The following is a 22,852-nucleotide window of genomic DNA, read 5'->3' on the forward strand; positions in this document are numbered from 1 at the left end:
TCAATAGTTCCGCTCGATGACAAAGTGTGCACGATCGCCTCTAAAGAGAGTTTTAGAGAATTCAATGACCGATCCATCATTCTCATATGTGTAAGTTTCTAATGAAAAACAAGGTGAGCCGTTCGGTACATCCAATTTGTCAGAAATGGAATCGTCGGCAAGTGAAAACTCCAAGTGTTCGACGGTTTTTTTTACTTTTAAATTGAATTGTGTTTCAAGTACTTTAAAAAGTGATTTTTCGCAGGCTTCGATATTAAGCCCGGGTGTTTTATACCAAGGGAGAAAGGCAATTTCATATTGAAGGGGGATGTCGTTTACGTAACGTATCCGTTCCAGTTTGTTTACGGGGTCTCCAATATTTTGTTTGAAAAGCTTGGCAAGGGTAGCGTTTGCTTCAATCACCTTTAAGCTAATGACCTTTGTAGAAGGATTTTTACCTTGCATCGTGACTTGCTCAGAGAATTTTTCAACCGTGCTTGAAAGAAATTGCTTCACTTTATTCTCCGCAACGAAAGTCCCTTTGCCTTGGACACGGTAGATGTAGCCTTCGACGTTCAATTGCTGTAAGGCCGTACGAACTGTTGTCCTGCTTACTCCGTATATTTTACAAAATTCAGCCTCAGTCGGTAATTTTGTATTTGGTTGATATTCGCCATTTTTTATGAGATCGATAATCGATTCCTTGACTATGGAATGCAATGCCGCTTCTTTATTCATGGTCTCCACAGTGATTCCTCCTATGTTCATTCCCAATCTATACATATAGATTATCTCGGATAAGTTCAATAATCAACTTTAAATCGAAAATTTGTAGTAACAAATTAAAAATTGTGTTGATATTTTCTTGATTTGTAACTACAATGTATGTATAGGGTAATAATGCCCATTTCATATAGCCTTTCAAAGGGAAGTGATAAGACAAAGCAACATCGATTATTACAAAAATGCGGTTTAGTCTTACTTAAAAATACTGAATAATCAATCATTAAAAGGGGGGTAATTTCAATGAATATCTTATTATGTTGTTCTGCGGGAATGTCTACTAGTTTATTAGTTACCAAGATGGAGGAAAGCGCTAAAAAACAAGGAATGGAATGTCGTATATGGGCTGTGGGTTCTACAGAAGTGAACAATGAAATTGATAAGGCCGATGTGATTTTATTAGGTCCGCAGGTTAGATATCTTCTTTCCAAGTTACAGGAAGCGGTGAAAGAAAAGGGTATTCCAGTCGCAACCATCAATCCAATGTTCTATGGACTATGTAATGGTGAAGAAGTACTGAAACAAGCCACTACTTTAATAAAAGGAGAATAAGGATATGATGACTTTTATTGATAAGTATATTATGCCTGGGGCGGTAAAGGTAGGAAATAACCGGCATTTGCTTGCAATTCGTGACGCATTGATTGGAATGATAGCGATTACAATGATTGGATCATTCGCCGTCCTGTTTAATAATCTCGGGCAAGTCATCAAGCCTTACGGAAGAATGATGGAGGCCATCTTCGGTCCTGCATGGAATACGCTGGGCGGTGATATTTGGTTTGGAACCTTTGCATTCATGACGGTATTCGCTGTATTCGGCATCTCTTATAAATTGGCACGATCATACGGTGACGATGGTTTTGAAGCGATGCTGGTTTCCGCAGCCTGTTTCTTCTTATTATTGCCTCAAATCGGAAATGTCACTTTAACCATCGATGATAAGGATGTAACAGGAGGGGCATGGGGTTTTGTAAGCGTTAACTATTTTAATGCTACAGCCTTATTTACAGGAATTGTCGTTGCTTTAATTGCCACTGAAATCTTTGTGAGACTTTCACGAGTGAAATATTTAGTCATCAAGCTGCCTGACGGAGTACCCCCAGCGGTAGCACGTTCATTTGCAAAGTTAGTGCCGGGTATGGCTACGATCTTTATCGCTGGTGTATTCGGACTGCTATTCCGTAAAGTTACGGATGGGCAGGTACTGAATGACTGGCTTAGTAAAGTGATTGTATCTCCATTGCAAAGTGCAGTAGATTCATTGCCATTCGCTATTTTACTAGTATTTCTTGTTCATTTATTATGGATGATCGGTTTGCATGGACCGAATATCCTCGGCGGGATAACGACACCGCTTTTTGAAAGTTCAGGAGTGAAAAATATCGATTTATATGCAAAAGGCGTCAAAGACATGGATCAATACGGGGTATTGGCGGGTTCTTTCCTGGATGCATTTGTTTATTTAGGCGGATCTGGTGCAACATTGGGCCTGATCATTGCAATGATCATTGCCGGTCGGAAACGGTATAAACAGATGATTGCACTCGGAGGGGCACCAGGAGTGTTCCAGATTAACGAACCGATTCTTTTCGGATTGCCTATCGTTCTGAATCCAATGTGGTTCATCCCATTTGTTCTCGGCCCGGTCATTACAACGGTGATCTCTTATATCGCGGTAAGCAGCGGAATGGTTTTCCCGATCGTCGCTAAGATTCCATGGGTTACCCCTCCGATCGTGGGTGGATTCCTGGCCACAGGCGGGCATATGTCCGGAGCGGTCCTGGCTGCAATCAACTTAGTCATTTCAACAGCGATTTATTTACCATTCGTTTATGCTCAAGTGAAGATAGACACCAAAAATAAAACAGAGCTTACAAAAGATTCAGAAACGCTAAGCGTTTAAGAAAGTAGTGATGAAAATGGAAAAAGAAGAATTATACCAACTATCCTTTCAATTGATTTTATATAGCGGGAATGCGAGAAGCTTTGCAATGGAAGCGATGCAGGAAGCAAAGAAAAGGAATTTTGATTCTGCCCGCGTGAAAATAGCCGAGGCTGAAACGGAATTACTGCAAGCCCATAAATACCAAACCCAATTAATCCATGCTGAGGCGGGCGGGGACCAATTTGATCTTCCCATTATCCTGGTGCATGCACAAGATCATTTAATGACAGCGATGACTATAAAGGATCTTGCAATTGAAATGATTGATCTACGCGAAGAATTCTTACATGCAGATGCTGTGAAGGAGAGGACTGCTGAATGAGCAAGGGGTTGAAGATTGTCACGATTGGCGGAGGTTCGAGCTATACGCCTGAACTGATCGAAGGTTTCATCAAATATCATGAAAAACTTCCTGTGAGTGAAATTTGGCTCGTGGACATTGAAGCGGGAAAGGAAAAACTTGAAATTGTCGGGAATTTGGCAAAAAGGATGATTGAAAAGGCCGGTGTGAATATTGAAGTCCACCTCACGCTAGACAGAAAGAAAGCGCTTAAAGGCGCTGATTATGTAACAACCCAGCTGCGGGTTGGCCAGCTCGCAGCAAGGGCTCTTGATGAAAAGATTCCATTGAAACACGGAGTGATCGGACAGGAGACGAACGGACCAGGCGGGCTTTTCAAGGCTTTTAGAACGATCCCCGTCATTCTGGATATTGCTCATGAAATGGAGGAATTATGTCCGGAAGCATGGCTGATTAACTTCACGAACCCTGCAGGAATGGTAACGGAAGCAGTTCTGCGTCACAGTAATATTTCCAAAATCATCGGCCTTTGCAATGTGCCGATTGGTATGGAACGAGGTGTTGCGGATTTAATGGATGTAGAGCCATCAAGAGTCCGGATCGACTTTGCTGGCTTGAACCATATGGTTTACGGCTTGGATGTATTCGTTGATGGCGAGAGTGTCAAAGATCAAATCATCCATTTGATTACAGATCCATCTAATGCTGTCACGATGAAGAATATCCATGCAATGGGCTGGGAACCGGAATTCCTAAGAGCGTTAAACCTGTTTCCTTGTCCATACCACAACTACTATTATAAAACGGGAGATGTGCTAGCCCAAGAATTGAAGGATGCAGAAAAAGGGGAAACACGTGCAGAGGTCGTTCAAAGACTTGAAACAGGTTTATTCGAGCTATACAAAGACAAGGATCTGGCTATAAAGCCGCCGCAGCTTGAAGAGCGCGGAGGTGCGTACTACAGTGATGCTGCAGTGCGGTTGATTTGCTCGATGCATACAGATAAGCGAGATATTCAAGCGGTAAATACCGTAAACCACGGTGCGATTGAAGGCATCCCCTATGGCTCGGCGATTGAAACCAGTTGTGTGATAACTAAGGATGGTCCTAAGCCAATCAATGTAGGTGAGCTTCCTGTCGCAGTCCGCGGTTTAATTCAGCAAATCAAATCCTTTGAAAGGGTAGCCATCGAAGCTGCAATTACAGGGGACTATGATACTGCGCTGCTTGCCATGACGATCAATCCACTCGTTCCAAGTGATCGGGTTGCAAAACTTATCTTAGACGAAATGTTGGAGGCGCATAAAGATTATTTGCCGCAGTTTTTTGAAAAAAAGGAGTTGCAGGATAATTTATCATGATTGATGTCCTTGTAAATGCAGATGATTTCGGGTTAACTAAAGCGGTGAATTATGGGATTTTGGATAGCCACAAATATGGAATTGTCAATTCGGCAACGATCATGATGAATGCGAAAGCAACGGAGCATGCAATTGAAATCGCAAAGAAGACACCTTCATTGAAGGTAGGTATACACTTAGTGCTGACATGGGGTAAACCTTTATTGAGTGATGTTCCGAGTTTAGTTGACGAATCTGGTTTCTTTAAAAAGCAAGGGTTGATATATGGAGACCCTGCTGGTATTTCCTTGAGGGAATTGGAGAGGGAGTGGTCCGCACAAATCGAAAGATTCTTGGAATTTGGTCTATTTCCGACTCATTTTGACAGCCATCATCATGTACACGGGATCACAGCATTTCTACCTGTAATAAAAAAGCTGTCTGATAAATACGGATTGCCAGTGCGTAATGCCGGAAGGCACCTGGATGGGATTCAAACCGTTACAGATGTATTCCTGGATGATTTTTATGGAGATATGGTGGTTGAAGATTATTTTCAAAACTTGAAGGGGAGGGTAACGGATGGGGCAAGCGTGGAAATCATGACCCATCCTGCTTATATGGATGAAGAATTAATGGAAGTCTCCTCTTATAATGATAAACGCTTGAAAGAAGCCCGGATTTTGACTAATGCAAAATTACCTGAGGGATTTTCCCTTAGATTCAGCATTAACCAAGTTAAGATTTGATTTCTTTAATTACAAAAGAGGACCATTCATCAATGATGAATGGTCCTTTTAAATTCAATGAGTGCTATATCTAAAAATTAATAAGCCAGGCTGAATAAGGCCTTGATGTGTGATAGATAGCGAACATTACTTGCTTCTTTCATCAATGTAGCCGGCAGGCCTTTAAGGGAAGTGTTATTGGCGCCGACGGTGGCCACTGCATCCTTACGGCCAAGGCTCGCAAGTGTACCTGAGTTTACAGGTGCAAATTCTTCAAGTTTCTTGCCTTCAAATGCTGCATATAGGTTGTATCCAACAAGCTCACCCATTTGCCAAGCATTTTGTGCAGTAGGAGCGTATGGACGTCCGCCTTCTGGAGGGAACGCAACGGCACTGTCCCCGACAACGAATACGTCATTATGGGATTTTGATTGCAAATACTCATTAACGGTCGCTTTGCCGCGATCCACTTCAAGGCCTGATTCGCCTACGATAGGAAGAGCCGCAACTCCGCCTGTCCAAACAAGCGTGTTGGCCGTTATCGTTTGTCCATCTTTCAATTCGATTTGATTTCCTTTAACACCCGTTACAGGCAGACCTGTCAAGAATTCAACGCCGCGTGCTTCCAAGCTTGTCATCGCACGTTCGATCAAGTGATCAGGCAGGACCGGAAGGATTTTTGGACCAGCTTCCACAAGCTTGATTTTCAAGTCCTTGAAGTCCACTCCGAATTTTTTGGCGATTTTAGGGAAATGGTCGACGATTTCACCGATTAACTCGACGCCCGTCAATCCGCCTCCGCCGATCACGATGGTTGCGTCCGCTTCATTATTCGTTTGTGCATAGGCGCGGATGCGATCTTCGATATGTTTGTAAATCTTGTTTGCATCGTTTACGGATTTCAAGACCATGCTGTTTTCCTCAAGTCCCGGAATGCCGAAGAATCCTGTTTGGCTACCTAAAGCAACAACCAGGGCATCATAAGATAAAGTGGAACCATTGGCAAGTTTCACTACCTTATTATCGACTGAGAAAGACTCCACTTTGGAAATGATAAGGTCGATATCTTTTCCTTTGAAAAGTTTTTCCAACGGAATGGAAACGGCTTGTTCAGAAATGGATCCGCCTGCAAGACGGTGCAATTCGGTGATGATTTGGTGCGTTGGAAATTGGTTCACCACTGTAACTTGCACTTCATCTTTATTGTAATATTCACGTACGGATAAGGCAGATAGCAATCCTGCGTATCCTGCACCTAAGATGACGATTTGTTTTGACATAGTTAATCCCCCGTCCTTACTGATTGAAAGTTTATCAAATGATTATTGGTTTTTACGTTCTGCAGAGACTTCAAGAAAAGCTTGGGCGAAACGGAAAAGTTTTTGTGCTTGAGGGTCTTTCATCATTTTTAACAGACCAAAAAGACCGATCACGTCATGATTCACTTCAGCACGATCCTTAGCTTCGATGGCATTAGCCGCAAGCCCTTTCACCGAATGTACTACAGGTGTCGCGATTTCCGAAATGGCGCTGACCGTATCATTTTTCAACACATCATCAGTCGCAACCGATTGAGCGAAATCATAAGACTTTGTTAAAATATTCACTAACTCAGTCAGTTTTGGTAACTGCTCGACTAAAGTGTTCAATGATTCCTGTACCTCGGGCTTTAAAAGCTGATCAAGGATATCCAATTGTTCTTGGTTTGCAGAAATATTAAGTGTTTCATGTTCAGGTTTTGAGACTACATCTACCATATCTAATTCCCCTTTAAACTTAATTATTTTAATTTATGTGTTTTCCGCCGATACTACTAATCATACGACTCTAACCTCTTAATTTCAAATATTTCTTTTGTGATACGAATATAATTTTTATAGTTATTATTAACAATTATTAGGTGGGTTTTGTGATTTCTCTTAATATTCCAAAAAAACATTAAGATTATTCTGGTTATAATACCTTAAATAAAGAGACCTTCTGTAAGATTACGTTGGGATTCACCGCATTTCCTATAATAATAGGGGGCATGATCCCCGGCTATCGGCAGAATATGTAGGCATCTTTTGTTTTGAATATATGTTTGGTTTGCTATAATGTCCATAATCTTTGAATATGCCATGGCTGAATGTGACCCAGGAATATTTTATCTGATTTAGGGTAAAGAATATTATCGGAATTGGAGATGATGCCCTTGGTAGAACGCAGGATATTAAAGATCCGTGGTGAGAATATCGAAATATCCTCCAGGTATAATGAAAAATATAGTAAATGGAATTGTACAGCCAAAATTCCCGATAGTTCCATCATTGCTTATTGTCGTGATAAGAATAGGCTTCGTGCTGAGACAGTTTCTATGAGCAGGTTATTAATTACTTATGATGACTATAAAGTTGTTTGAGATGTAATGGGATAATTCATAAATAGGAAAAAGGCGCATAACCTAGAAGATGATGGTTGGGCGCCTTTTTCATTGTATAAAGAAGAAGGAATAATGATAAGTTTCATCATCGTCTCCCTATATATCTTCGAAAACTCCCGATTTATCTACAAAAACTCTATATAAAAAAGCTATCTTCTTATGAAATGCAACGAAATTGTCAAAAAAAATATCAGAAAATACTGATAAGGATAGTAAAATTATGTTAATATATTTAAAAAAAGTATTATTTTCTAAGTAATAATAATTTATTTTTCAACGATCTCCATAAATGGAGTGTAGGGCCTGACCTTTTTATAAACAGCAATTAGCAGGCTTACAGAATAAGTTTATCAATTGATTTTACTACTATAAACTGAAATGGAGTGATAGAATGGTTAATATTACCGGATATGGAAAAGCGACACAAGAAGCAGTGAGTAATTTTCAGGAATTTGTGGGTTTTGAGATTCCTGCAGATTATAAACAATTTCTCCTTACGCATAATGGCGGCACAACTGCGGTTCAAAACAGTAAGTTTTATGTAGATGCATTAGACACGCTCGTTTGCTTAAACGTACTTTATGGATTAGGGCTTCAAGATAAAGAACTGGATTTACAGAAATGGCATGAAGAAAATAGGGACGACTTACATAAGAATTGCATTATAATAGGTAATGATACGTTTGCTGGTAAAATCTTGCTGATAGATAACGAAGAGGAAAAGGGAGTTTACTTCTGGGATCAGGGTTGGTATTCGGATCCATCAAGCCAGGATGAAAATATTTATAAAGTTGCATCGAGTTTTAAATCCTTCATTGAGGGATTGAAAATCCCGGAAGAAATCTAATTTTATTTGAATCCCCTTGATTGGCTCATACCATTCAAGGTTTTTTATTTTCATTTTAATAGCTGGATTGATATGAAGGATTGTCATGATAATGAGGAGAAAAAGATGTATAAAATATTATTGGTTGAAGACGATTTCAAAATAGCGGGAATCTTGGTCAATTATTTAAAAAGGTACGGGTATGAGGTATTTGAAGTGAAGCAACTGGACCAAGTCTTTGCGGAGTTCCAAGAGGTAAAGCCAGATTTGGTTTTATTGGATATTAACCTGCCCCATTATGATGGTTTTCATTGGTGTCGGCTAATAAGGACGGTTTCAAAGGTTCCCATCATATTCATCTCTGCAAGGACAGATGAAATGAACCAAGTCATGGCCATTGAATATGGGGGAGATGATTATTTAACAAAACCGTTTCATTTGGAAGTGGTACAAGCGAAAATAAAGAGTGTCCTACGCAGGGGTTATGGTGAATATGCGGAAATATCTTCATTCCACAAAAAAATAAAGGAAATGGATGGATTGACGCTTTATATGGAAAAAGCGATGATCGAATATCAGGACAATCGGGTAACGTTAACTCAAAATGAGTTGAAATTATTGAGTTGTTTACTACGACAGTATGACACCATTGTCTCGCGTGAAGACTTACTTGAAGCATTATGGAATGATGATTCATTTGTTGATGACAATACATTGACCGTCAATGTCACAAGGGTACGGAGAAAACTTGAGGATATTGGCGTCAATCACGCCATAACGACTAGCAGGGGAAAAGGATATCGACTAAAACTAGTGCAAGGTGAAGAAAAGTGAAGCTGAAATCCTTTTTAAATGACCGTCTTTATTTTATTTTTTATACCGTTCTATTGGTAAGCCTGCTTATCATTGCTTATACATTAGCCGTTCTGGAAGCTGGGAATCACATATCGATTTCGAATATCATCTATTTAATTATTCTCGCGTTGTTTATGATGCTTCTATTTTTAGGGGCTGATTACATAAGGCATTACCGTTTTCTTAATCAATTAGCAAGGATGAAGCAAGAACCGAGCTTGTCGTTTGAATATGTCGAAGCTTTTAGGGAACCCCTGTCAAATGAACAAAAGTTGTGGATGGAACTTTTTCAACAAATGAACCAGGTAACAATTGGACAATTACAAGAACAAATCAAACAGAAGGAGCAATATGAACTGTTGATTCATCAATGGGTTCATCAAATGAAGACACCCGTTTCGGTCATTTCCTTACTGGTTCAAGAAGGCAAAAGGACATTTTCGAATGAGTCGATGAAGGATTATCTAAAAGAGATAGAAGAAGAAAATGATCGATTTCGCAGAGGACTTGAAATTATATTGCATGGAGCAAGGCTGCAGCGTTTTTCGGAGGATGTAAAATCGGAGCGGGTTGACCTAATTAATCTAGTCAAGCAAGTGATTAACGAGGAAAAGAAACAGTTCATCAAACGGTTCATATATCCCAGGCTTGACACGGAGTTTGAGAATTTATATGTGCATTCGGATCGTAAGTGGCTCCACTTCGCCATTAGTCAGGTGGTCTTTAATGCACTGAAGTATTCAAGGCAGGAAGAGCATGACAGCATAACGTTCAGCATTGTTGAAAAAGAGTCGGAGATTTTCCTTAGGATAACAGATCAGGGAATCGGAATTGTCCCACATGATGTAAAACGGGTGTTTGATCCATTTTTTACTGGAGAGAACGGGCGAGTCCAGCAAGAGTCAACCGGGATGGGACTATATCTAGTGAAGGAAATCGTTAAGAAGCTTGGGCATGGTGTTACCATAAAATCGACTGTATCGGAAGGGACTACTGTGGAATTTCTCTTTAAGACAAATACCTTACATGAAAGGTGACAGAATTGTAAGGGTGTTAAACGATTATGTAATAAACTTCGATGGGAGCCTCCCGCTTTATTCATTATACTTACGGTAAGAAAGGGAGGTATTTTCGGATGTCGATTTTAAAAGCGGAGCAATTATCCAAAACTTATTTTCAAAAGCAAGGGAATTTATTTCATAAAGCGTTACATAATTTCACCATGAATGTACAGAAAGGGGAATTTGTCGGGGTGATGGGTCCATCTGGCAGCGGGAAAACCACTCTGCTTAACTTAATGGCCACGATTGATAAGCCCACCACAGGTAAAGTCATTCTAAATGATCAAAATCCTAATGAATTAAACAATCAGGACCTGGCTTTGTTTCGCAGGAGGGAGATTGGATTTGTTTTTCAAGACTTCAACCTTCTTGATACACTTACCGTTCGCGAAAATATCCTCCTTCCTTTAGCGTTAGATCATTATAAATTGCAGGAAATGGAAAATAGGGTAAATCAGTTGGCGAACCTTCTTGGAATAGAAGAGATTTTAGAAAAGCGGACTTATGAAATTTCCGGAGGTCAGCAGCAACGAACTGCTTGTGCAAGAGCGATGATTCATGAGCCTTCCATTATTTTAGCGGATGAACCTACTGGTAATTTGGATTCCAAATCCGCCAAGCAGGTAATGGATGCCCTCACGACACTTCAGGAGAAAAAGGGGGCAACCATCCTCATGGTCACTCATGACCCGACTGCCGCCAGCTTCTGTGACCGGATTCTATTCATTAAGGATGGCAAGTTCTTTTCGGAGGTGCACAGCGGAGGGGAAAGACAGAGTTTCCATCAAAGGATTTTAGATACGTTAAGCGTTTTGGGAGGAGTCTATCATGAACATCCGACTTCTCGCTAAGAGAAATATCCAAGGAAATGCACAACGTTATCTAGCTTATTTTTTCAGTATTGTCGTTTCCGTCTCAATCTTTTTTATTTACGCATCATTTATCTTTCATCCTGATGTGGTCCATGCGAATATCCCTGGGGGACAGCTAATTAGTAGGGGACTCATTGCAGCAGAAATAGTGATCATCATATTTTCGGTTTTCTTTATCGCTTATTCGAATGCCGCATTTATACAGCCGCGAAAAAAAGAGTTTGGGCTGCTGACACTGCTTGGTATGTCCAAATCCCAACTAAGAAAACTGATTTACCTGGAGCAAACGATGGTTTCCCTCATATCAATCCTGATAGGGGTAGGCTTGGGATTTTTGTTCTCAAAGCTATTCTTGATGGCAGTTTCTTGGTTATTGGCTGTAGAGCAACCAATATCGTTTGTCTTTGTCCCTGAGGCCTTTGTTTATACGATTGGTGGTTTCGTTTTGCTATTTCAGCTATTATCGCTCCTTTCATTGTTCAACATTGGAAATGCAGAGGTGGTCGATTTACTAAAAGATAAACAAAAACCAAAAAAGACGCCCTTCGTTTCAAAATGGTTAATTGCTTTATCAGCCGTTTGCTTAAGCGTTTCTTATTATTTGGCAGGAACTATGTCGTTGAACAATTCTTATATTCGAGTAATGCCCATTTTATTCTTCGTACTGATCGGCACTTATTTTTTATTCAGCCAAAGTATTGTCGCTTTTTGCAGCAGGCTTTACCGGAAGAAGAAAAGCTTATATGGTGGAACGAATTTAATCACTCAAACAAACCTGATATTTAATATTAAAGACTATTCGAGACTATTCTTTTTGACCTCGATCATTACAGCCGTCATTTTGACAGCTGCAGGCACACTCTTCATGTTCAGTGCAGACTTAAAAAAGCAAGGGATGAATAACATTCCGCAATCAATTGGCTGGGTGGAGAATGATGCTTCTATATATTCCATTATTGAACCATCCGCAGTAGAGAAAGCATTAAAGGAAGATGGATTCAAGATCCTTTACAAAGTGAATATGACAGGAGTACCCATTACTCACATGTTACCCCATATGAGAACGGGAGAATCCAATGAAAATAGGTCATTATTAATCTCGGAAAGTGATTATAACAATGTGGCTGCATTGCGAAAAATTGATCCGGCAAAGTTATCTGGAAAGGAAGCGTTATACGTTTTTCCTTATGGAGGACTGGATTATCAATTCGTCCAAAAGGGAGAACAAAAGGAACTTCACTATGGTAAACAAACCATACAGGTAACAATGATCGGTCAGCGCAATCAATCCGTAGTCGCCCCCATAAAGTCAGCAACGACCCTGATGGTGGTAGATGATCGGCTGTTTCATGAAATAACTGCTGATGTGCCTTTAAAAGAAAAGGTAAGAGTACGCGGGTATGAAATTAGAGATTGGGAAGAATCAATGGAAACATCCAGTAAAATCGAAAAAATGTCAAATAATCCAGACCATAATCAATTGCAAACAAGAGCTCCGATTTATCAAGAAATGAAACAGGGAAGCATTTTGATACTTTTTATCGGCTTGTTTGTCAGTTTATTATTCTTTATCGTCCAGGGAAGCATGATGTATCTGCGAGTTTTTACGAATTTAGAAGATAAAAAAATCCAAATTCATGCCCTTCATCGATTGGGACTGACAAAAAAAGAAATAAGGCAAATTTTAAGTGCGGAAATACGCATCCTCTTTTTCGCTCCTTTTCTGATAGGGGTGATTCATGCCATAATCGCCTACGTGGCATTAAGCAATTTATTGGGATCCAACTTGTTCGTCTATTCTGCTATGGTTATCGCAACGTATTTTCTTTTTCAACTGCTATATTATCAAGTAACAAAAAAGATGTATGAGCGGGCAGTCATCAATTCTATTAAATAAAAGCCATCAATTGCGACACCAGAAATTATCAAAGATTTAGGTTTCTCGAAGACAGAAATAGGTCTGTTAGGAGCCATCTTTTCCTGGGTGTATGCGTCCATGCAACTTCCTGCCGGGTGGTTTATTGATAAGTGTGGAGCAAAAAGAGTATATTTTGTTTCAATCATTTTATGGAGTGTTGCCACAGCTTTAACAGGAATGGCGAATACGTTAGTTATGTTTATTATTGCTAGGATCTTCCTTGGGATTGGGGAGGCACCAACTTAGCCGACAGGTGCGAAAATTACTTCCGGAAGGCTAACGGGAGCACTAGCTGAAGATCGGAGCTGTCTTTAAGGCGGCTTTTTCTTATGGCACTAACGGGGCAGGTTAGCTTAATAAGAACAGGACAATCAATATACTATGTAGAATATAATTAAGATGACATTGTTTAAAGATTTAGAAAAAACAGTATATAAAAATTAGGAGTGTTTGTTATGGTTCATGCAAAAGATGTTTTATCGGATCAGTTGTTGGCAAATGCTAATGACCCAAGTTGGTACCTACCATTTTCAGATTCAGTAGAAAGATTGTCTGAGGAACATGCATTTTGGAAGCCAAACGAAGAAAGTAATAGTATTGCTGAAATTGTGCAGCATCTACTATATTGGAATCAAACATGGCAAACAAGGTACCAAAAATCTCACGTTGATGCTGTGCCTTCAATAGGAAATAATAATAACAGCTTTATTATTACTGAAAATCATACTTTTGCTTACTTAAAAAAACAACTATTAGAGGTGCTTTTACGTTGGCAAGAGTTATTATCTGAAGAAAAAGTTGAGAGAGAAGTTAATGGTTATCCTGGACACGTGAAATGGTGGGCAATACTCGGAAATGTGTCAACTCATAACGCATATCACATTGGTCAGATCATTTATATCCGGAAGTTGCAAAATAGCTGGAAAATAGATGCAGGAGTAGATAAATAAATAAAAGTTGCACTAGTGCCTACTTGAACTAACGGATGCTTTACTTCAATAAGGAAGGTTGCTGAGGCAGCCTTTTTCTTATGGCACTAACGGGGCAGGTTAATTCAACAAGCGCAGTGTATTCGAACTGGAAAGGAGTGTATAAACGAGAATGAACGACGACCAATGCCCTAAATGTAACTCAAACAATATTAAGAAAGGATCTCTCGGAACCGGAATTAAATTTGTTCTAATGTTTTCCTATGACAATCCAAAGAATAAATCTTCCAAGATTACCTCTTACTATTGTTCAAATTGCGGCTATATACTTAGCTCTAATTTGGAAAACCCATCTAATTTAGATTAATAAACTAAATGCATAAAGTGGAGGTTAACATGGGACAATACACTGGTGTATATTACACACTGGCAATTATCTTTTTAGTAGTAATTTCAAATAAGTTTATATTTTGGTGGATAAAAGCCACAATAGTAGCTTATTATTCTGTGATTTCTTATATCTTTATCACAACTAAAAATAAAATTGATAGGCAATACGAGAATATCACTCCTGTACCGGACGCTTACTGGGATAAAAATTCCGGTTGGGTTGATACTATGGCTAGTTATTATTTCTGGCCTTTGGTGGTAATTCTTCTTTTTATTTATTTTAAATGGTATACAAGCAGACAAAGCAGAATAGCTAAAGGGTGGGTTGTGGTAAGTTTCATTCCATCAACTTTCATTTTTTTATTTTTTACTTTTATGTTTGTGTTTGCATACGGGTACAGACCATAAGGTTTGTACTTTTTATTGCGCAGTTTGTGTCAACTCTACATTAGCCTTATAGAACTCCCTCAGTTTAATAGATAATGCTCACGAATACTCGCTTATTCGCAGGATTTCAAACCACATGGTATAGGTTGCTTCAGATGAACGAAAGAGATAGAACCGTTTTGATAAGATGAGGGCAGGTTGGAATAGGGGATCTGTTAAAAATCCCATATTATTACATATACTGCACGCATTTCCACGCTACCCCTGGAGGCTTTCCCTCCCATGTCTCAACGGGTCATAATTATATGCCCTTTCATTCCTTCGTCATGCCTATCCAAGGGGTGGAGGCCGGTTTTGCTAACGGAACGGGTCATTGCCCTTTTGTTCTATATATCCAGTACATCGTGCTTTCTTTGAAATCCTACGAATAAGCCAACTTTCAAAAAAATGAGAATGTAAATTTACGCTGCTAGTTGTTCAAGAGGGAATACCATTTCCGGTTTATAGGTAGAGCCATTACGAGTAATCCCTACTAGGACACGGGCGAGTTTTCCACATAGTTTCATGATGGATTTCATTTTCTTTATCTTCTTCACCTTAACATTGTTCGAGTGTAGGGCTTTAAACTCAGGGTTATTCATCACCAGACTCATGGTCGCAAGGAAGAGGTAACGCCGCAGGCGTGATCTTCCACGTTTGGAAAGAACAATTTGGCCTTTCCACTTCCCAGAGCTTGCCTCAGCGAGATGCAATCCTGCATGACGAAGGAGCGCATTCCCGTGAGCGAACCCACTCAGATCTCCAGCTTCTCCTAAGATGCCCGCCAGGGAAATCTCACTGATTCCTTTAATGGCAAGTATTTGCTTAACGAATGGAATCTGTTCCAAGACGTTTGTGACTTCTTGCGTCACTCTTTCGAGTTGAAATGAAGCGAGATCATATTCCTCTAATAACTGTCTCAAGTGAAGTTTATACGCATCAAGGGCTTGTTTCGTACCAATTGAACACTTGGCCAATGCAAGCAGGGAACGGGATTTTTTATGCCCGGAATGTCGCTTCATACATGATTTCCACCCAGTTATGATATCTTGAGGCTGTAAGGAACATAATTCAGCTGGGGTAGGAAAGAGACGTAGGGTTGCGATTGCCCCTTTACATGATACGTCTTTAAACACTTGCCGGAGCTCGGGAAAGACAACATCCACCCAGCGATTAATTTGGTTGATGGAGCTAACAAGACGCTTAACGATCACATCTCGGTTAGCCATAAGGACACGAAGTTTTTCAAATGATTCTGAAGTGGAACGAACGAAGGCATAGTAGCCATTCTTCACCATATCAGCGATAACAAGGGCATCTTTTTTATCACTTTTGGATTGCGTATTATCACGATTTTCTTTGTTTCTTTTGACATGGTGAGGATTGACCGTGACGACATCCATGTTTTGTTTGACTAGCCACTTTGAAAGGTTCATCCAATAATGACCGGTAGGTTCCATTCCGACTATCGTTGTGTCTAGGTTTTTCATGTGTTTTAGTTCCTTGATCCAGTTTAGTAATCTAGTAAAACCCTCTTCATTATTTTCAAAAGACAAAGGTTTCCCGACCACAATGCCACGATAGTTTACAGCACGGGCCACGTGTACATGTTGGGCAATATCCACACCAACAACCAGATGTTGATCCGTAATTCTCTCAATTAGTTGATTTTGTTTGTTTTGCATTTTAAAATTCATAGTAGAGCTTCCTCCTTAAGATGAGTTTTGGTTTGTGTGTACTCTCATCATACTGAGGGGCTCTGTTTTTTTCAAAGCCGATATTTAATGCTCTACAGGAATGCTAACAGGTGCTGTAGCTGAAGATCGGAGCTACCTTTAAGGCAGCTCTTTCTTTATGCAACGGGGCAAGTTACTTGAACAAGCTATGAAAATCCAGCTGAATACTTATGGAAAAAGAAATTTTTGACAGTTATGTGAACTGGTAGGATTAGCGACTAGAAATAAAGAATACCTATTTATCAAAAGGGGGCAGCTTTAATGGAAAAAGAAAACTTACTAGCTGTAAAATGTTCGTGCTGCAAAAAGGAATTGGACGCAATAGACTTGGTCATCATCAATGAATCACTTCAGCTGACACATATTCAATGCCCTGATAAAGGAGAAAAAGCAATTATTGATGTAGGATATTTTAATGCTGTATCCCGAAAATACCTGACCTGTACTCGTGAAGAAGCCCCTTTAAGCTTATAGTGGAGCGTAAGTCCATGGCTTTAAAATCCTTCTACAACAAACAGGTGTGTTAGCTGAAAATGAAAGCTATTTTTAAGTGAGGTTTTTCTTTTTACTATAATTACCTTTTATTTAGATTCAGCATGAAATGTTCCTCGATTTATTTGCATTGTAATGGGTTACGATATTAGTATTTATCTATTTTAATTTTTATCATGATGAATTAAAGGTTATATATCTGAAATAATAAAATTAAAGTATACCAATTAATCTGTTTCTTTCACATTTGGATGTCTGGCTCCTGCAAGACACAATGTATTCTTTAGGGTACAATTGTCATATGATAGCAGAATCTTATTCCTTTTAGGACACAACTCCATATTAGTTAAATCCCAAATTTAATAAATCGGAGGTATGAATGTTGAAAGACAAATTTAAAAAATTAATAAATGATCCAAAAGTACAAAAGGCAGTAAAAGAAAAGGTAATTCCTTTGGTGAAAAAAGAAATTGAAAAAAGAAAAACAAATAAAACATAATCCTTATGAAGGACGGCTGCACCGAATGGTTTCGAAGTGGTTAACTACGAACACACGGATGTTTCCGACATTAGAAGATACCATTTGAAGCCAATTAAAATATAAACACATTATTAACTAACGAGTGTGTTAGTTCATTTAGAAGGCCACCAAATTGGTGGTCTTTTGAATGTAAGATTCTTATACAAATCATACATTCAAATATAGAGAAGAAAGTACCCTTAGGGCAGGATAGTTCTACAAACATAGTGTAGTCTTACTGTACGACTTGTATAAACGATAAAATAAGAATGGTACTTGATAAAAAGGTGAACCCCCTATGGTACTAAGGGGATTCTCCTTTTTCATGTTCTTTTGCCTACTTAGTTAACTATACTTGTATACTTTTTATTTTGAATTAGTGATAAAATAAAAATGTAGTAAATTATTTAAAGAATAAGAGATGCAGCGAATGATTTGTTGAAACTTATTATGCCGAAGTGATTGAACTTTTTTGAGTCCATTGAATGGATATGCTATGCTGTCAGATGTGTTAACAGTAGTGATGAACAAGCGAATCATTCAGTTGGGCGATTTACTGTATAGGTGAAGTTGCTTGATAGTCGAGATAATGAGGTTTTAAGTAATATAAGTAATATAAGTAATCTTGATAAATGTGTGATAAGTGAGGAAGAGTATAATATAAGAAGTAGGATTAGATAGTTTGAAAAATGTTATATTTTTTACAGATGTGATAAGAAAGGGGCTTTATTATGAACCCAAATATCCTAAACCGAAATAATGTAAATATCAAAGGTAATGGAGAACAAACTATGATATTCGCACCAGGTTTTGGATGTGACCAAACGGTATGGAAATCTGTATCCGAATCATTTGAAAGTGATAATCAAATTATTTTATTTGATTATGTTGGGATGGGTAATTCAGATGTAAAGGCATTTGATCCAAATAAATACAGCAAACTTTCCGGTTATGTCCAAGATGTGATAGATGTTTGTTCAGCCTTAAATCTTAAAAATGCAATATTTGTTGGTCATTCCGTTTCAGGAATGATTGGTTTACTAGCATCACTACAACATCCAGAGTATTTTTCCCGTCTTATTTTGATCGGTCCATCTCCTTGTTACCTTAATGACCTCCCTGAATATTTTGGAGGTTTTGAGAAAGAAGATCTGATAGGCTTAATTGATATGATGGATAAAAATTATATCGGCTGGGCAACTTTTTTTGCTTCAACCGTTACAAATAATCCCGGTCGGCCAGATGTTGCAAACGAGCTGGAAAATCGCTTTTGTTCTACTGACCCCGTCATTGCTCGTAAATTTGCAGAGGCTTGTTTCTTTGCAGATAACCGTGAGGACTTGCCAAACGTTACCGTACCTTCTCTGATCATGCAATGTTCTGAAGATGTAATTGCTCCTACCGTAGTAGGTGAGTATCTGAGTCAACATGTACCCAAAAGTACGATTACATATATGAAAGCAACAGGACACTGCCCGCATATGAGTCATCCTGATGAGACGATTCAATTAATCCGTGATTATTTGGGGGAATTTCCTAGTGAAGTTGTTTTGAGCCTGGCTTATGAATGAGCAATTAAACCATGCTCCTTGTGGTTTTGTTACACTTTCAAAGGAGGGCATTCTTTTATCTATTAATCAGACATTAGTTCAATTGCTTGGATATAGTCCAGATCAACTGGTTGGACATCACATCAATGTAATTCTTACTAAATCTGCCCGGTTATTTACTCAACTTTATTTCTTTCCATTAGTAACCGTTCAACATCGAATAGAGGAAATGTATCTCTCATTTGCAAATGTAAATGGAGAGGAAATACCAGTTCTGATTAACGCCACCCTCAGCCAAGATACGGATATCCAAGTTATAACATGTGTCGTTATACCTATGCAGAGAAGAAACGAATACGAAAACCAGTTAATTATATCAAAAAAACTCGCTGAGGATGCTTTAAAGGAAACAAGTAAAGCTAATTCTAAATTGGAGAAAGCCCTTAAGGACTTGAAGGAAAATCAGCAGAAACTTTTGGAAGTTAATAAGCAGAATGAAAAATTCAAAAGAGATACACATAATGAATTGAAACTAGCGAAGAAAATACAAGAAAGGTCACTACCTGAAACTATTTCTGATGATCACATTGAAATTGAATCATATTATTTTGCATCCAGGGAATTGTCAGGTGATATTTATGGTTGCTATCAAATAAATAAACATCGGTATGGAATTATTTTATTAGATGTAATGGGACATGGTATTTCTTCCGCACTTATAACCATGTCTCTTCAATCTTTATTCCAAAGGTTGATTACAAAAGGAGCTGGAGCTGCTACTAATGTCGTTATAAAGGAATTAGATGATCATTTACATACTTTGTTCCATAACAATCAAGATTCCTGGCATTATTGCACGGCTATTTATCTTATTATTGATACCGACAAACAAACTATTGAATATACGAATTCTGGTCATCCACCAGCTATTTTTCAGAATTCTGCAGGGAATCAGCTAGAACTTCGCGCAACCTCGCCCCCAATAGGAACATTTGAGGGAATACAGTTTAAAATAGAAACTTTTAATTATGATAAAGGTAGCAAGATCCTTCTATACACAGATGGTGTCTCGGAGCCTCTTGGCTTCCACCGGTTGGGTTCCTTGTTAAAGGAGCATTCATCTGATTCTTTGATTGGGTTAAAAGAAAAAATTTTGCAATCTCTTCAAAATGAAGGAGAAGAGAAATTTAAAAATGATGATCAGTGTTTTATTTTGATTGATTTAAAATAAAATATATACACAATATTTAAAGTAGACCAAAACTTTTATTTATTACCCATGATATAAGATTCATGGGTTTATTTTCTTTCCAATGTTTTTTCGCCGTCAATTATACAATTCACTTTTGCGTGGGCTGAAGATCGGAGCTGCCTTTAAGGGAGCTTTTTTTATGCAAATAACGGGGCAGGATAGTTCAAGAGTACATATTGATTTGTTCAACAATTGGGCCATTTACTTTAATAATTCGCCTTTTAAACATTTCAACAATTTTCCATGTTAAAATCAATGTTGGAGGTGTTTCTAATGGGGGAACTGCAAGAAATTTTAGAGAAAAGCAAATATACATATGAAATAATTCAACATGAAAAACCAATACTTTCAAAACAAGATGGTACAAAGTATTTTGGGATTGAAGTCGGGCAAACAGCTCCGACATTGATACTGAATTCCGATAAAGGGTTCTTTGTTTTAATTTTATCTGGAAGTCGTAGCAAAGTTAATTTTGAGAAAATAGCTGATATTTTAGGTTGTAGTAAAGTAAAATTAGCATCTCCAGAGGAAGTTCAGAAAGTTTCAGGATTTCAGGTAGGAAGCGTTCCTATGGTAGGTATTGATTTACCTTGTGTAATAGACAAACGACTTTTCCATTATGATTTTATTTATGGAGGTTCTGGACAATCAACATCTACTTTAAAAATTGAACCACAAGCTTTAAATGAATTAAATCATGTGATTGTAACCCTCGATTAAGAGGAAATACTACTTTTGCTACTTCAACAAAAGGGCGCGATTCTTGAATAAGCTTCGCTTTTCAGATAGAACGATCGGGTGCTTTACTTCAATAATGCAGGTTGCCGAGGCAGCCTTTTTCTTATGACACTATCGGGGCAGTATAGTTGAAGAGTGCAGTTTGACCTTTGTTCAACAAAATGACCATTTAATGGAATGGGAATTTAGAATAATATACGAATATAAGTGGATTTTTTTAATATGAAAATCGATCAGACGATGATAAAGTAAATCTGATTTCGAAGAAGGAATACTATAGGAATCTTGAGACAAAATATAAAGATGAATGAATTGGACAATAGTAAAAGGGTGAGGGATATTAGTCATGTTTAATATCCCTCACACTTTATGCTTTCGAATAAGGATAGTTTTTACCTTGCTGAAAGAATTTATAAAAAGTAGTTTTGAGGATTTTCTAAGGCACTTGCAATTTTCCTAATTCCTTCTTCAATTCGATGGGCGCCAACATTTGAAACATTCAACTTCAAAATCCGTTCGTGGTAAAAGTCATCTAAATAATTTCTTTCAACTGTATCCAGATATATGCCTTCTTCATGCAAATGATAAACAAATGATTTCAAATTCACACGCTTGGGCAGCACAATATGACTATGCATTACAATTTCTGATGATGATTCGTACGTAGATAAATGATCTTGTATTGATTGATGCAGAATTTTCGCACGTGTATGATAGATATTACTGACTTTGGTTTTATTATGTTCAAACATACCATTTTTCAAATAGAGATATAATGCGGCTTGTGAAATCATAGAGCTGTCAATATCCGTTGTCATTTTGTATTTTTGAAAAATATCAATAATTGAAGGAGGAAGAACCGCCAATCCAACTCTTAAACCAGGAAACATAATTTTTGAAAAACTTTTTAAATAGATGACTTTATCGTGGTGATCATCAGCAAAAAGAGGGTCGTTCTTCGGATTGTATTCAAAATCTGCTAAATGATCATCTTCTAAAATGTATACATTATATTGGTCGGCTAATTGTAAAATAGCCTCTTTTTCTTTTTTACCGTATGAAGATCCTAAAGGATTATGGAAGCGGGGCATTGTATAAAAGAATTTAATATCTTCTTCATGAAATATTTGTTTAAGTCGACCTAAATCAATACCTTTCTCGGTACGTTGAATTCCTATTGCAGGAAGCTGTAAGGTTTTCAGCAGGTCCATATATAAATGATAGCTAGGTTGTTCAACTAGAATGGTGGAACGATTATTCGGAAAGGGCATCATACTTACTAAAGAAAGAGCCTGTTGAACACCTGTAGTGATGAAAATCTGTTCGCTATGCGTGAATACTTGGTAAGATTCTAACAGTTTTTTAGCTTCTGCTATGAGTGGCGGCCAACCTTTTGGCGTACCGTAGCGAAATAATTCTTCTTGATAGGTATCAATTGCTTTATTTATGCAGTGTTGAAATTCTTTATAAGGAAAGGCATGCCAAGTAGGAGATGCGCTTGCAAAGTCAATTATGTCAGTGGACAATGGGGTTTTGAAGACGTGATTATCCACAACATAATAACCACTTTTCGGTAGGGCATAAATAATATGTTGCTCCTCCAATTTTTTTAAAGTGGTCAATACCGTGCTTTTACTGCAAGAATATTGTTGTGATAAATTTCGAATGGATGGTAATTTTGCTCCGGTCGAAAATTTACCAGACTGAATTTGCATCAGGAGTGATTGATAGATTGTTTCATATTTAAGCATCATAAGCCTCCTTGCACATCTGTATCGGTACAGAT

At 38.2% G+C, this 22,852-nt stretch carries 22 protein-coding genes; 17 read left to right on the top strand and 5 right to left on the bottom strand.

What is annotated here, in order from left to right; all coding sequences use genetic code 11:
* Complete coding sequence (locus QNH43_RS08450) at positions 1 to 717, bottom strand: GntR family transcriptional regulator (RefSeq protein WP_283918315.1); 717 nt, start codon at positions 715 to 717, stop codon at positions 1 to 3.
* Between the two features lie 288 nt (positions 718 to 1,005).
* Here QNH43_RS08450 and QNH43_RS08455 point away from each other — a divergent pair, with 288 nt between their 5' ends.
* The 5 genes from QNH43_RS08455 to chbG are packed head-to-tail and all read left to right on the top strand — an operon-like array spanning position 1,006 to position 5,100.
* Positions 1,006 to 1,314: a PTS sugar transporter subunit IIB gene (locus QNH43_RS08455; RefSeq protein WP_283917450.1), complete on the top strand. Its 309-nt coding sequence runs from the start codon at positions 1,006 to 1,008 to the stop codon at positions 1,312 to 1,314.
* Positions 1,315 to 1,318: 4 nt separating this feature from the next.
* Positions 1,319 to 2,668 carry a PTS sugar transporter subunit IIC gene (locus tag QNH43_RS08460; RefSeq protein WP_283917451.1) on the top strand — a complete coding sequence of 450 codons (1,350 nt, stop codon included), beginning with the start codon at positions 1,319 to 1,321 and terminating at the stop codon, positions 2,666 to 2,668.
* 16 nt (positions 2,669 to 2,684) lie between these two features.
* Entirely contained in the window at positions 2,685 to 3,032 is a 348-nt protein-coding gene (locus tag QNH43_RS08465; RefSeq protein WP_098370952.1) for a PTS sugar transporter subunit IIA, read from the top strand.
* Complete coding sequence (locus QNH43_RS08470) at positions 3,029 to 4,372, top strand: 6-phospho-beta-glucosidase (RefSeq protein WP_214790147.1); 1,344 nt, start codon at positions 3,029 to 3,031, stop codon at positions 4,370 to 4,372. The genes QNH43_RS08465 and QNH43_RS08470 overlap by 4 nt, the downstream gene beginning before the upstream one ends.
* Positions 4,369 to 5,100 (top strand): chitin disaccharide deacetylase, encoded by a 732-nt coding sequence (gene chbG, locus QNH43_RS08475; RefSeq protein ID WP_283917452.1) that lies wholly within the window; start codon positions 4,369 to 4,371, stop codon positions 5,098 to 5,100. The genes QNH43_RS08470 and chbG overlap by 4 nt, the downstream gene beginning before the upstream one ends.
* Before the next feature lie 77 nt (positions 5,101 to 5,177).
* On the opposite strand, the gene QNH43_RS08480 is transcribed toward chbG, so the two are convergent.
* Together QNH43_RS08480 and QNH43_RS08485 are read right to left on the bottom strand one after the other, a co-directional pair.
* Entirely contained in the window at positions 5,178 to 6,359 is a 1,182-nt protein-coding gene (locus tag QNH43_RS08480) for an NAD(P)/FAD-dependent oxidoreductase (RefSeq protein WP_283917453.1), read from the bottom strand.
* Positions 6,360 to 6,401: 42 nt separating this feature from the next.
* Positions 6,402 to 6,836 carry a helical membrane plugin domain-containing protein gene (locus tag QNH43_RS08485; RefSeq protein ID WP_283917454.1) on the bottom strand — a complete coding sequence of 145 codons (435 nt, stop codon included), beginning with the start codon at positions 6,834 to 6,836 and terminating at the stop codon, positions 6,402 to 6,404.
* A 1,056-nt stretch (positions 6,837 to 7,892) separates the two neighbouring features.
* Here QNH43_RS08485 and QNH43_RS08490 point away from each other — a divergent pair.
* From QNH43_RS08490 to QNH43_RS08525, 8 genes are all read left to right on the top strand, one after another.
* Complete coding sequence (locus QNH43_RS08490; RefSeq protein WP_283917455.1) at positions 7,893 to 8,348, top strand: SMI1/KNR4 family protein; 456 nt, start codon at positions 7,893 to 7,895, stop codon at positions 8,346 to 8,348.
* A gap of 105 nt (positions 8,349 to 8,453) precedes the next feature.
* Positions 8,454 to 9,161: a response regulator transcription factor gene (locus QNH43_RS08495; protein WP_283917456.1), complete on the top strand. Its 708-nt coding sequence runs from the start codon at positions 8,454 to 8,456 to the stop codon at positions 9,159 to 9,161.
* Positions 9,158 to 10,219, top strand: a complete 1,062-nt coding sequence (locus QNH43_RS08500) for a sensor histidine kinase (RefSeq protein WP_283917457.1) — start codon at positions 9,158 to 9,160, stop codon at positions 10,217 to 10,219. The genes QNH43_RS08495 and QNH43_RS08500 overlap by 4 nt, the downstream gene beginning before the upstream one ends.
* Before the next feature lie 98 nt (positions 10,220 to 10,317).
* A complete protein-coding gene (locus tag QNH43_RS08505) occupies positions 10,318 to 11,094 on the top strand; it encodes an ABC transporter ATP-binding protein (protein WP_283917458.1) in 777 nt (258 codons plus the stop codon).
* Positions 11,072 to 13,012, top strand: a complete 1,941-nt coding sequence (locus QNH43_RS08510) for an FtsX-like permease family protein (RefSeq protein WP_283917459.1) — start codon at positions 11,072 to 11,074, stop codon at positions 13,010 to 13,012. Before QNH43_RS08505 ends, QNH43_RS08510 begins: the two co-directional genes overlap by 23 nt.
* A gap of 9 nt (positions 13,013 to 13,021) precedes the next feature.
* On the top strand, positions 13,022 to 13,279 hold the full coding sequence (locus tag QNH43_RS27730; RefSeq protein ID WP_434060189.1) for an MFS transporter: 258 nt from the start codon (positions 13,022 to 13,024) through the stop codon (positions 13,277 to 13,279).
* 209 nt (positions 13,280 to 13,488) lie between these two features.
* A complete protein-coding gene (locus QNH43_RS08515; protein WP_283917460.1) occupies positions 13,489 to 13,983 on the top strand; it encodes a DinB family protein in 495 nt (164 codons plus the stop codon).
* 375 nt (positions 13,984 to 14,358) lie between these two features.
* The gene (locus QNH43_RS08525) at positions 14,359 to 14,760 is read left to right on the top strand and encodes a hypothetical protein (protein WP_283917462.1); all 402 of its coding nucleotides are present in this window, start codon (positions 14,359 to 14,361) and stop codon (positions 14,758 to 14,760) included.
* 440 nt (positions 14,761 to 15,200) lie between these two features.
* Here QNH43_RS08525 and QNH43_RS08530 read toward each other — a convergent pair whose 3' ends face one another.
* Positions 15,201 to 16,475, bottom strand: a complete 1,275-nt coding sequence (locus tag QNH43_RS08530) for an IS110 family RNA-guided transposase (RefSeq protein ID WP_283917463.1) — start codon at positions 16,473 to 16,475, stop codon at positions 15,201 to 15,203.
* A 300-nt stretch (positions 16,476 to 16,775) separates the two neighbouring features.
* Between QNH43_RS08530 and QNH43_RS08535 the strand changes: the two genes are divergently transcribed.
* From QNH43_RS08535 to QNH43_RS08550, 4 genes are all read left to right on the top strand, one after another.
* Positions 16,776 to 16,988, top strand: coding sequence for a hypothetical protein (locus tag QNH43_RS08535; RefSeq protein ID WP_283917464.1), 213 nt, complete (start codon positions 16,776 to 16,778; stop codon positions 16,986 to 16,988).
* Positions 16,989 to 18,257: 1,269 nt separating this feature from the next.
* Positions 18,258 to 19,097: an alpha/beta fold hydrolase gene (locus QNH43_RS08540; protein ID WP_283917465.1), complete on the top strand. Its 840-nt coding sequence runs from the start codon at positions 18,258 to 18,260 to the stop codon at positions 19,095 to 19,097.
* A complete protein-coding gene (locus tag QNH43_RS08545; protein ID WP_283917466.1) occupies positions 19,090 to 20,307 on the top strand; it encodes a SpoIIE family protein phosphatase in 1,218 nt (405 codons plus the stop codon). The genes QNH43_RS08540 and QNH43_RS08545 overlap by 8 nt, the downstream gene beginning before the upstream one ends.
* A 294-nt stretch (positions 20,308 to 20,601) precedes the next feature.
* A complete protein-coding gene (locus QNH43_RS08550) occupies positions 20,602 to 21,048 on the top strand; it encodes an aminoacyl-tRNA deacylase (RefSeq protein ID WP_283917467.1) in 447 nt (148 codons plus the stop codon).
* A gap of 428 nt (positions 21,049 to 21,476) precedes the next feature.
* Here QNH43_RS08550 and QNH43_RS08555 read toward each other — a convergent pair whose 3' ends face one another.
* Positions 21,477 to 22,817, bottom strand: coding sequence for an aminotransferase-like domain-containing protein (locus QNH43_RS08555; protein WP_283917468.1), 1,341 nt, complete (start codon positions 22,815 to 22,817; stop codon positions 21,477 to 21,479).
* Positions 22,818 to 22,852: the final 35 nt, after the last annotated feature.

This window comes from Peribacillus simplex, assembly GCF_030123325.1.
In the GTDB taxonomy this organism is placed as follows: Bacteria; Bacillota; Bacilli; order Bacillales; family DSM-1321; genus Peribacillus; species Peribacillus simplex_D.

Bases quoted from the DNA above. Each gene is read 5' to 3' on its own strand.
- QNH43_RS08485 (WP_283917454.1), bottom strand. From the start codon at position 6,836: ATGGTAGATGTAGTCTCAAAACCTGAACATGAAACACTTAATATTTCT.
- QNH43_RS08455 (WP_283917450.1), top strand. From the start codon at position 1,006: ATGAATATCTTATTATGTTGTTCTGCGGGAATGTCTACTAGTTTATTA.
- QNH43_RS08525 (WP_283917462.1), top strand. From the start codon at position 14,359: ATGGGACAATACACTGGTGTATATTACACACTGGCAATTATCTTTTTA.
- QNH43_RS08505 (WP_283917458.1), top strand. From the start codon at position 10,318: ATGTCGATTTTAAAAGCGGAGCAATTATCCAAAACTTATTTTCAAAAG.
- QNH43_RS08555 (WP_283917468.1), bottom strand. From the start codon at position 22,817: ATGCTTAAATATGAAACAATCTATCAATCACTCCTGATGCAAATTCAG.
- chbG (WP_283917452.1), top strand. From the start codon at position 4,369: ATGATTGATGTCCTTGTAAATGCAGATGATTTCGGGTTAACTAAAGCG.
- QNH43_RS08450 (WP_283918315.1), bottom strand. From the start codon at position 717: ATGAATAAAGAAGCGGCATTGCATTCCATAGTCAAGGAATCGATTATC.
- QNH43_RS08490 (WP_283917455.1), top strand. From the start codon at position 7,893: ATGGTTAATATTACCGGATATGGAAAAGCGACACAAGAAGCAGTGAGT.
- QNH43_RS08470 (WP_214790147.1), top strand. From the start codon at position 3,029: ATGAGCAAGGGGTTGAAGATTGTCACGATTGGCGGAGGTTCGAGCTAT.
- QNH43_RS08530 (WP_283917463.1), bottom strand. From the start codon at position 16,475: ATGAATTTTAAAATGCAAAACAAACAAAATCAACTAATTGAGAGAATT.
- QNH43_RS08535 (WP_283917464.1), top strand. From the start codon at position 16,776: ATGGAAAAAGAAAACTTACTAGCTGTAAAATGTTCGTGCTGCAAAAAG.
- QNH43_RS08545 (WP_283917466.1), top strand. From the start codon at position 19,090: ATGAATGAGCAATTAAACCATGCTCCTTGTGGTTTTGTTACACTTTCA.
- QNH43_RS08540 (WP_283917465.1), top strand. From the start codon at position 18,258: ATGAACCCAAATATCCTAAACCGAAATAATGTAAATATCAAAGGTAAT.
- QNH43_RS08550 (WP_283917467.1), top strand. From the start codon at position 20,602: ATGGGGGAACTGCAAGAAATTTTAGAGAAAAGCAAATATACATATGAA.
- QNH43_RS08495 (WP_283917456.1), top strand. From the start codon at position 8,454: ATGTATAAAATATTATTGGTTGAAGACGATTTCAAAATAGCGGGAATC.
- QNH43_RS08510 (WP_283917459.1), top strand. From the start codon at position 11,072: ATGAACATCCGACTTCTCGCTAAGAGAAATATCCAAGGAAATGCACAA.
- QNH43_RS08480 (WP_283917453.1), bottom strand. From the start codon at position 6,359: ATGTCAAAACAAATCGTCATCTTAGGTGCAGGATACGCAGGATTGCTA.
- QNH43_RS08460 (WP_283917451.1), top strand. From the start codon at position 1,319: ATGATGACTTTTATTGATAAGTATATTATGCCTGGGGCGGTAAAGGTA.
- QNH43_RS08515 (WP_283917460.1), top strand. From the start codon at position 13,489: ATGGTTCATGCAAAAGATGTTTTATCGGATCAGTTGTTGGCAAATGCT.
- QNH43_RS08465 (WP_098370952.1), top strand. From the start codon at position 2,685: ATGGAAAAAGAAGAATTATACCAACTATCCTTTCAATTGATTTTATAT.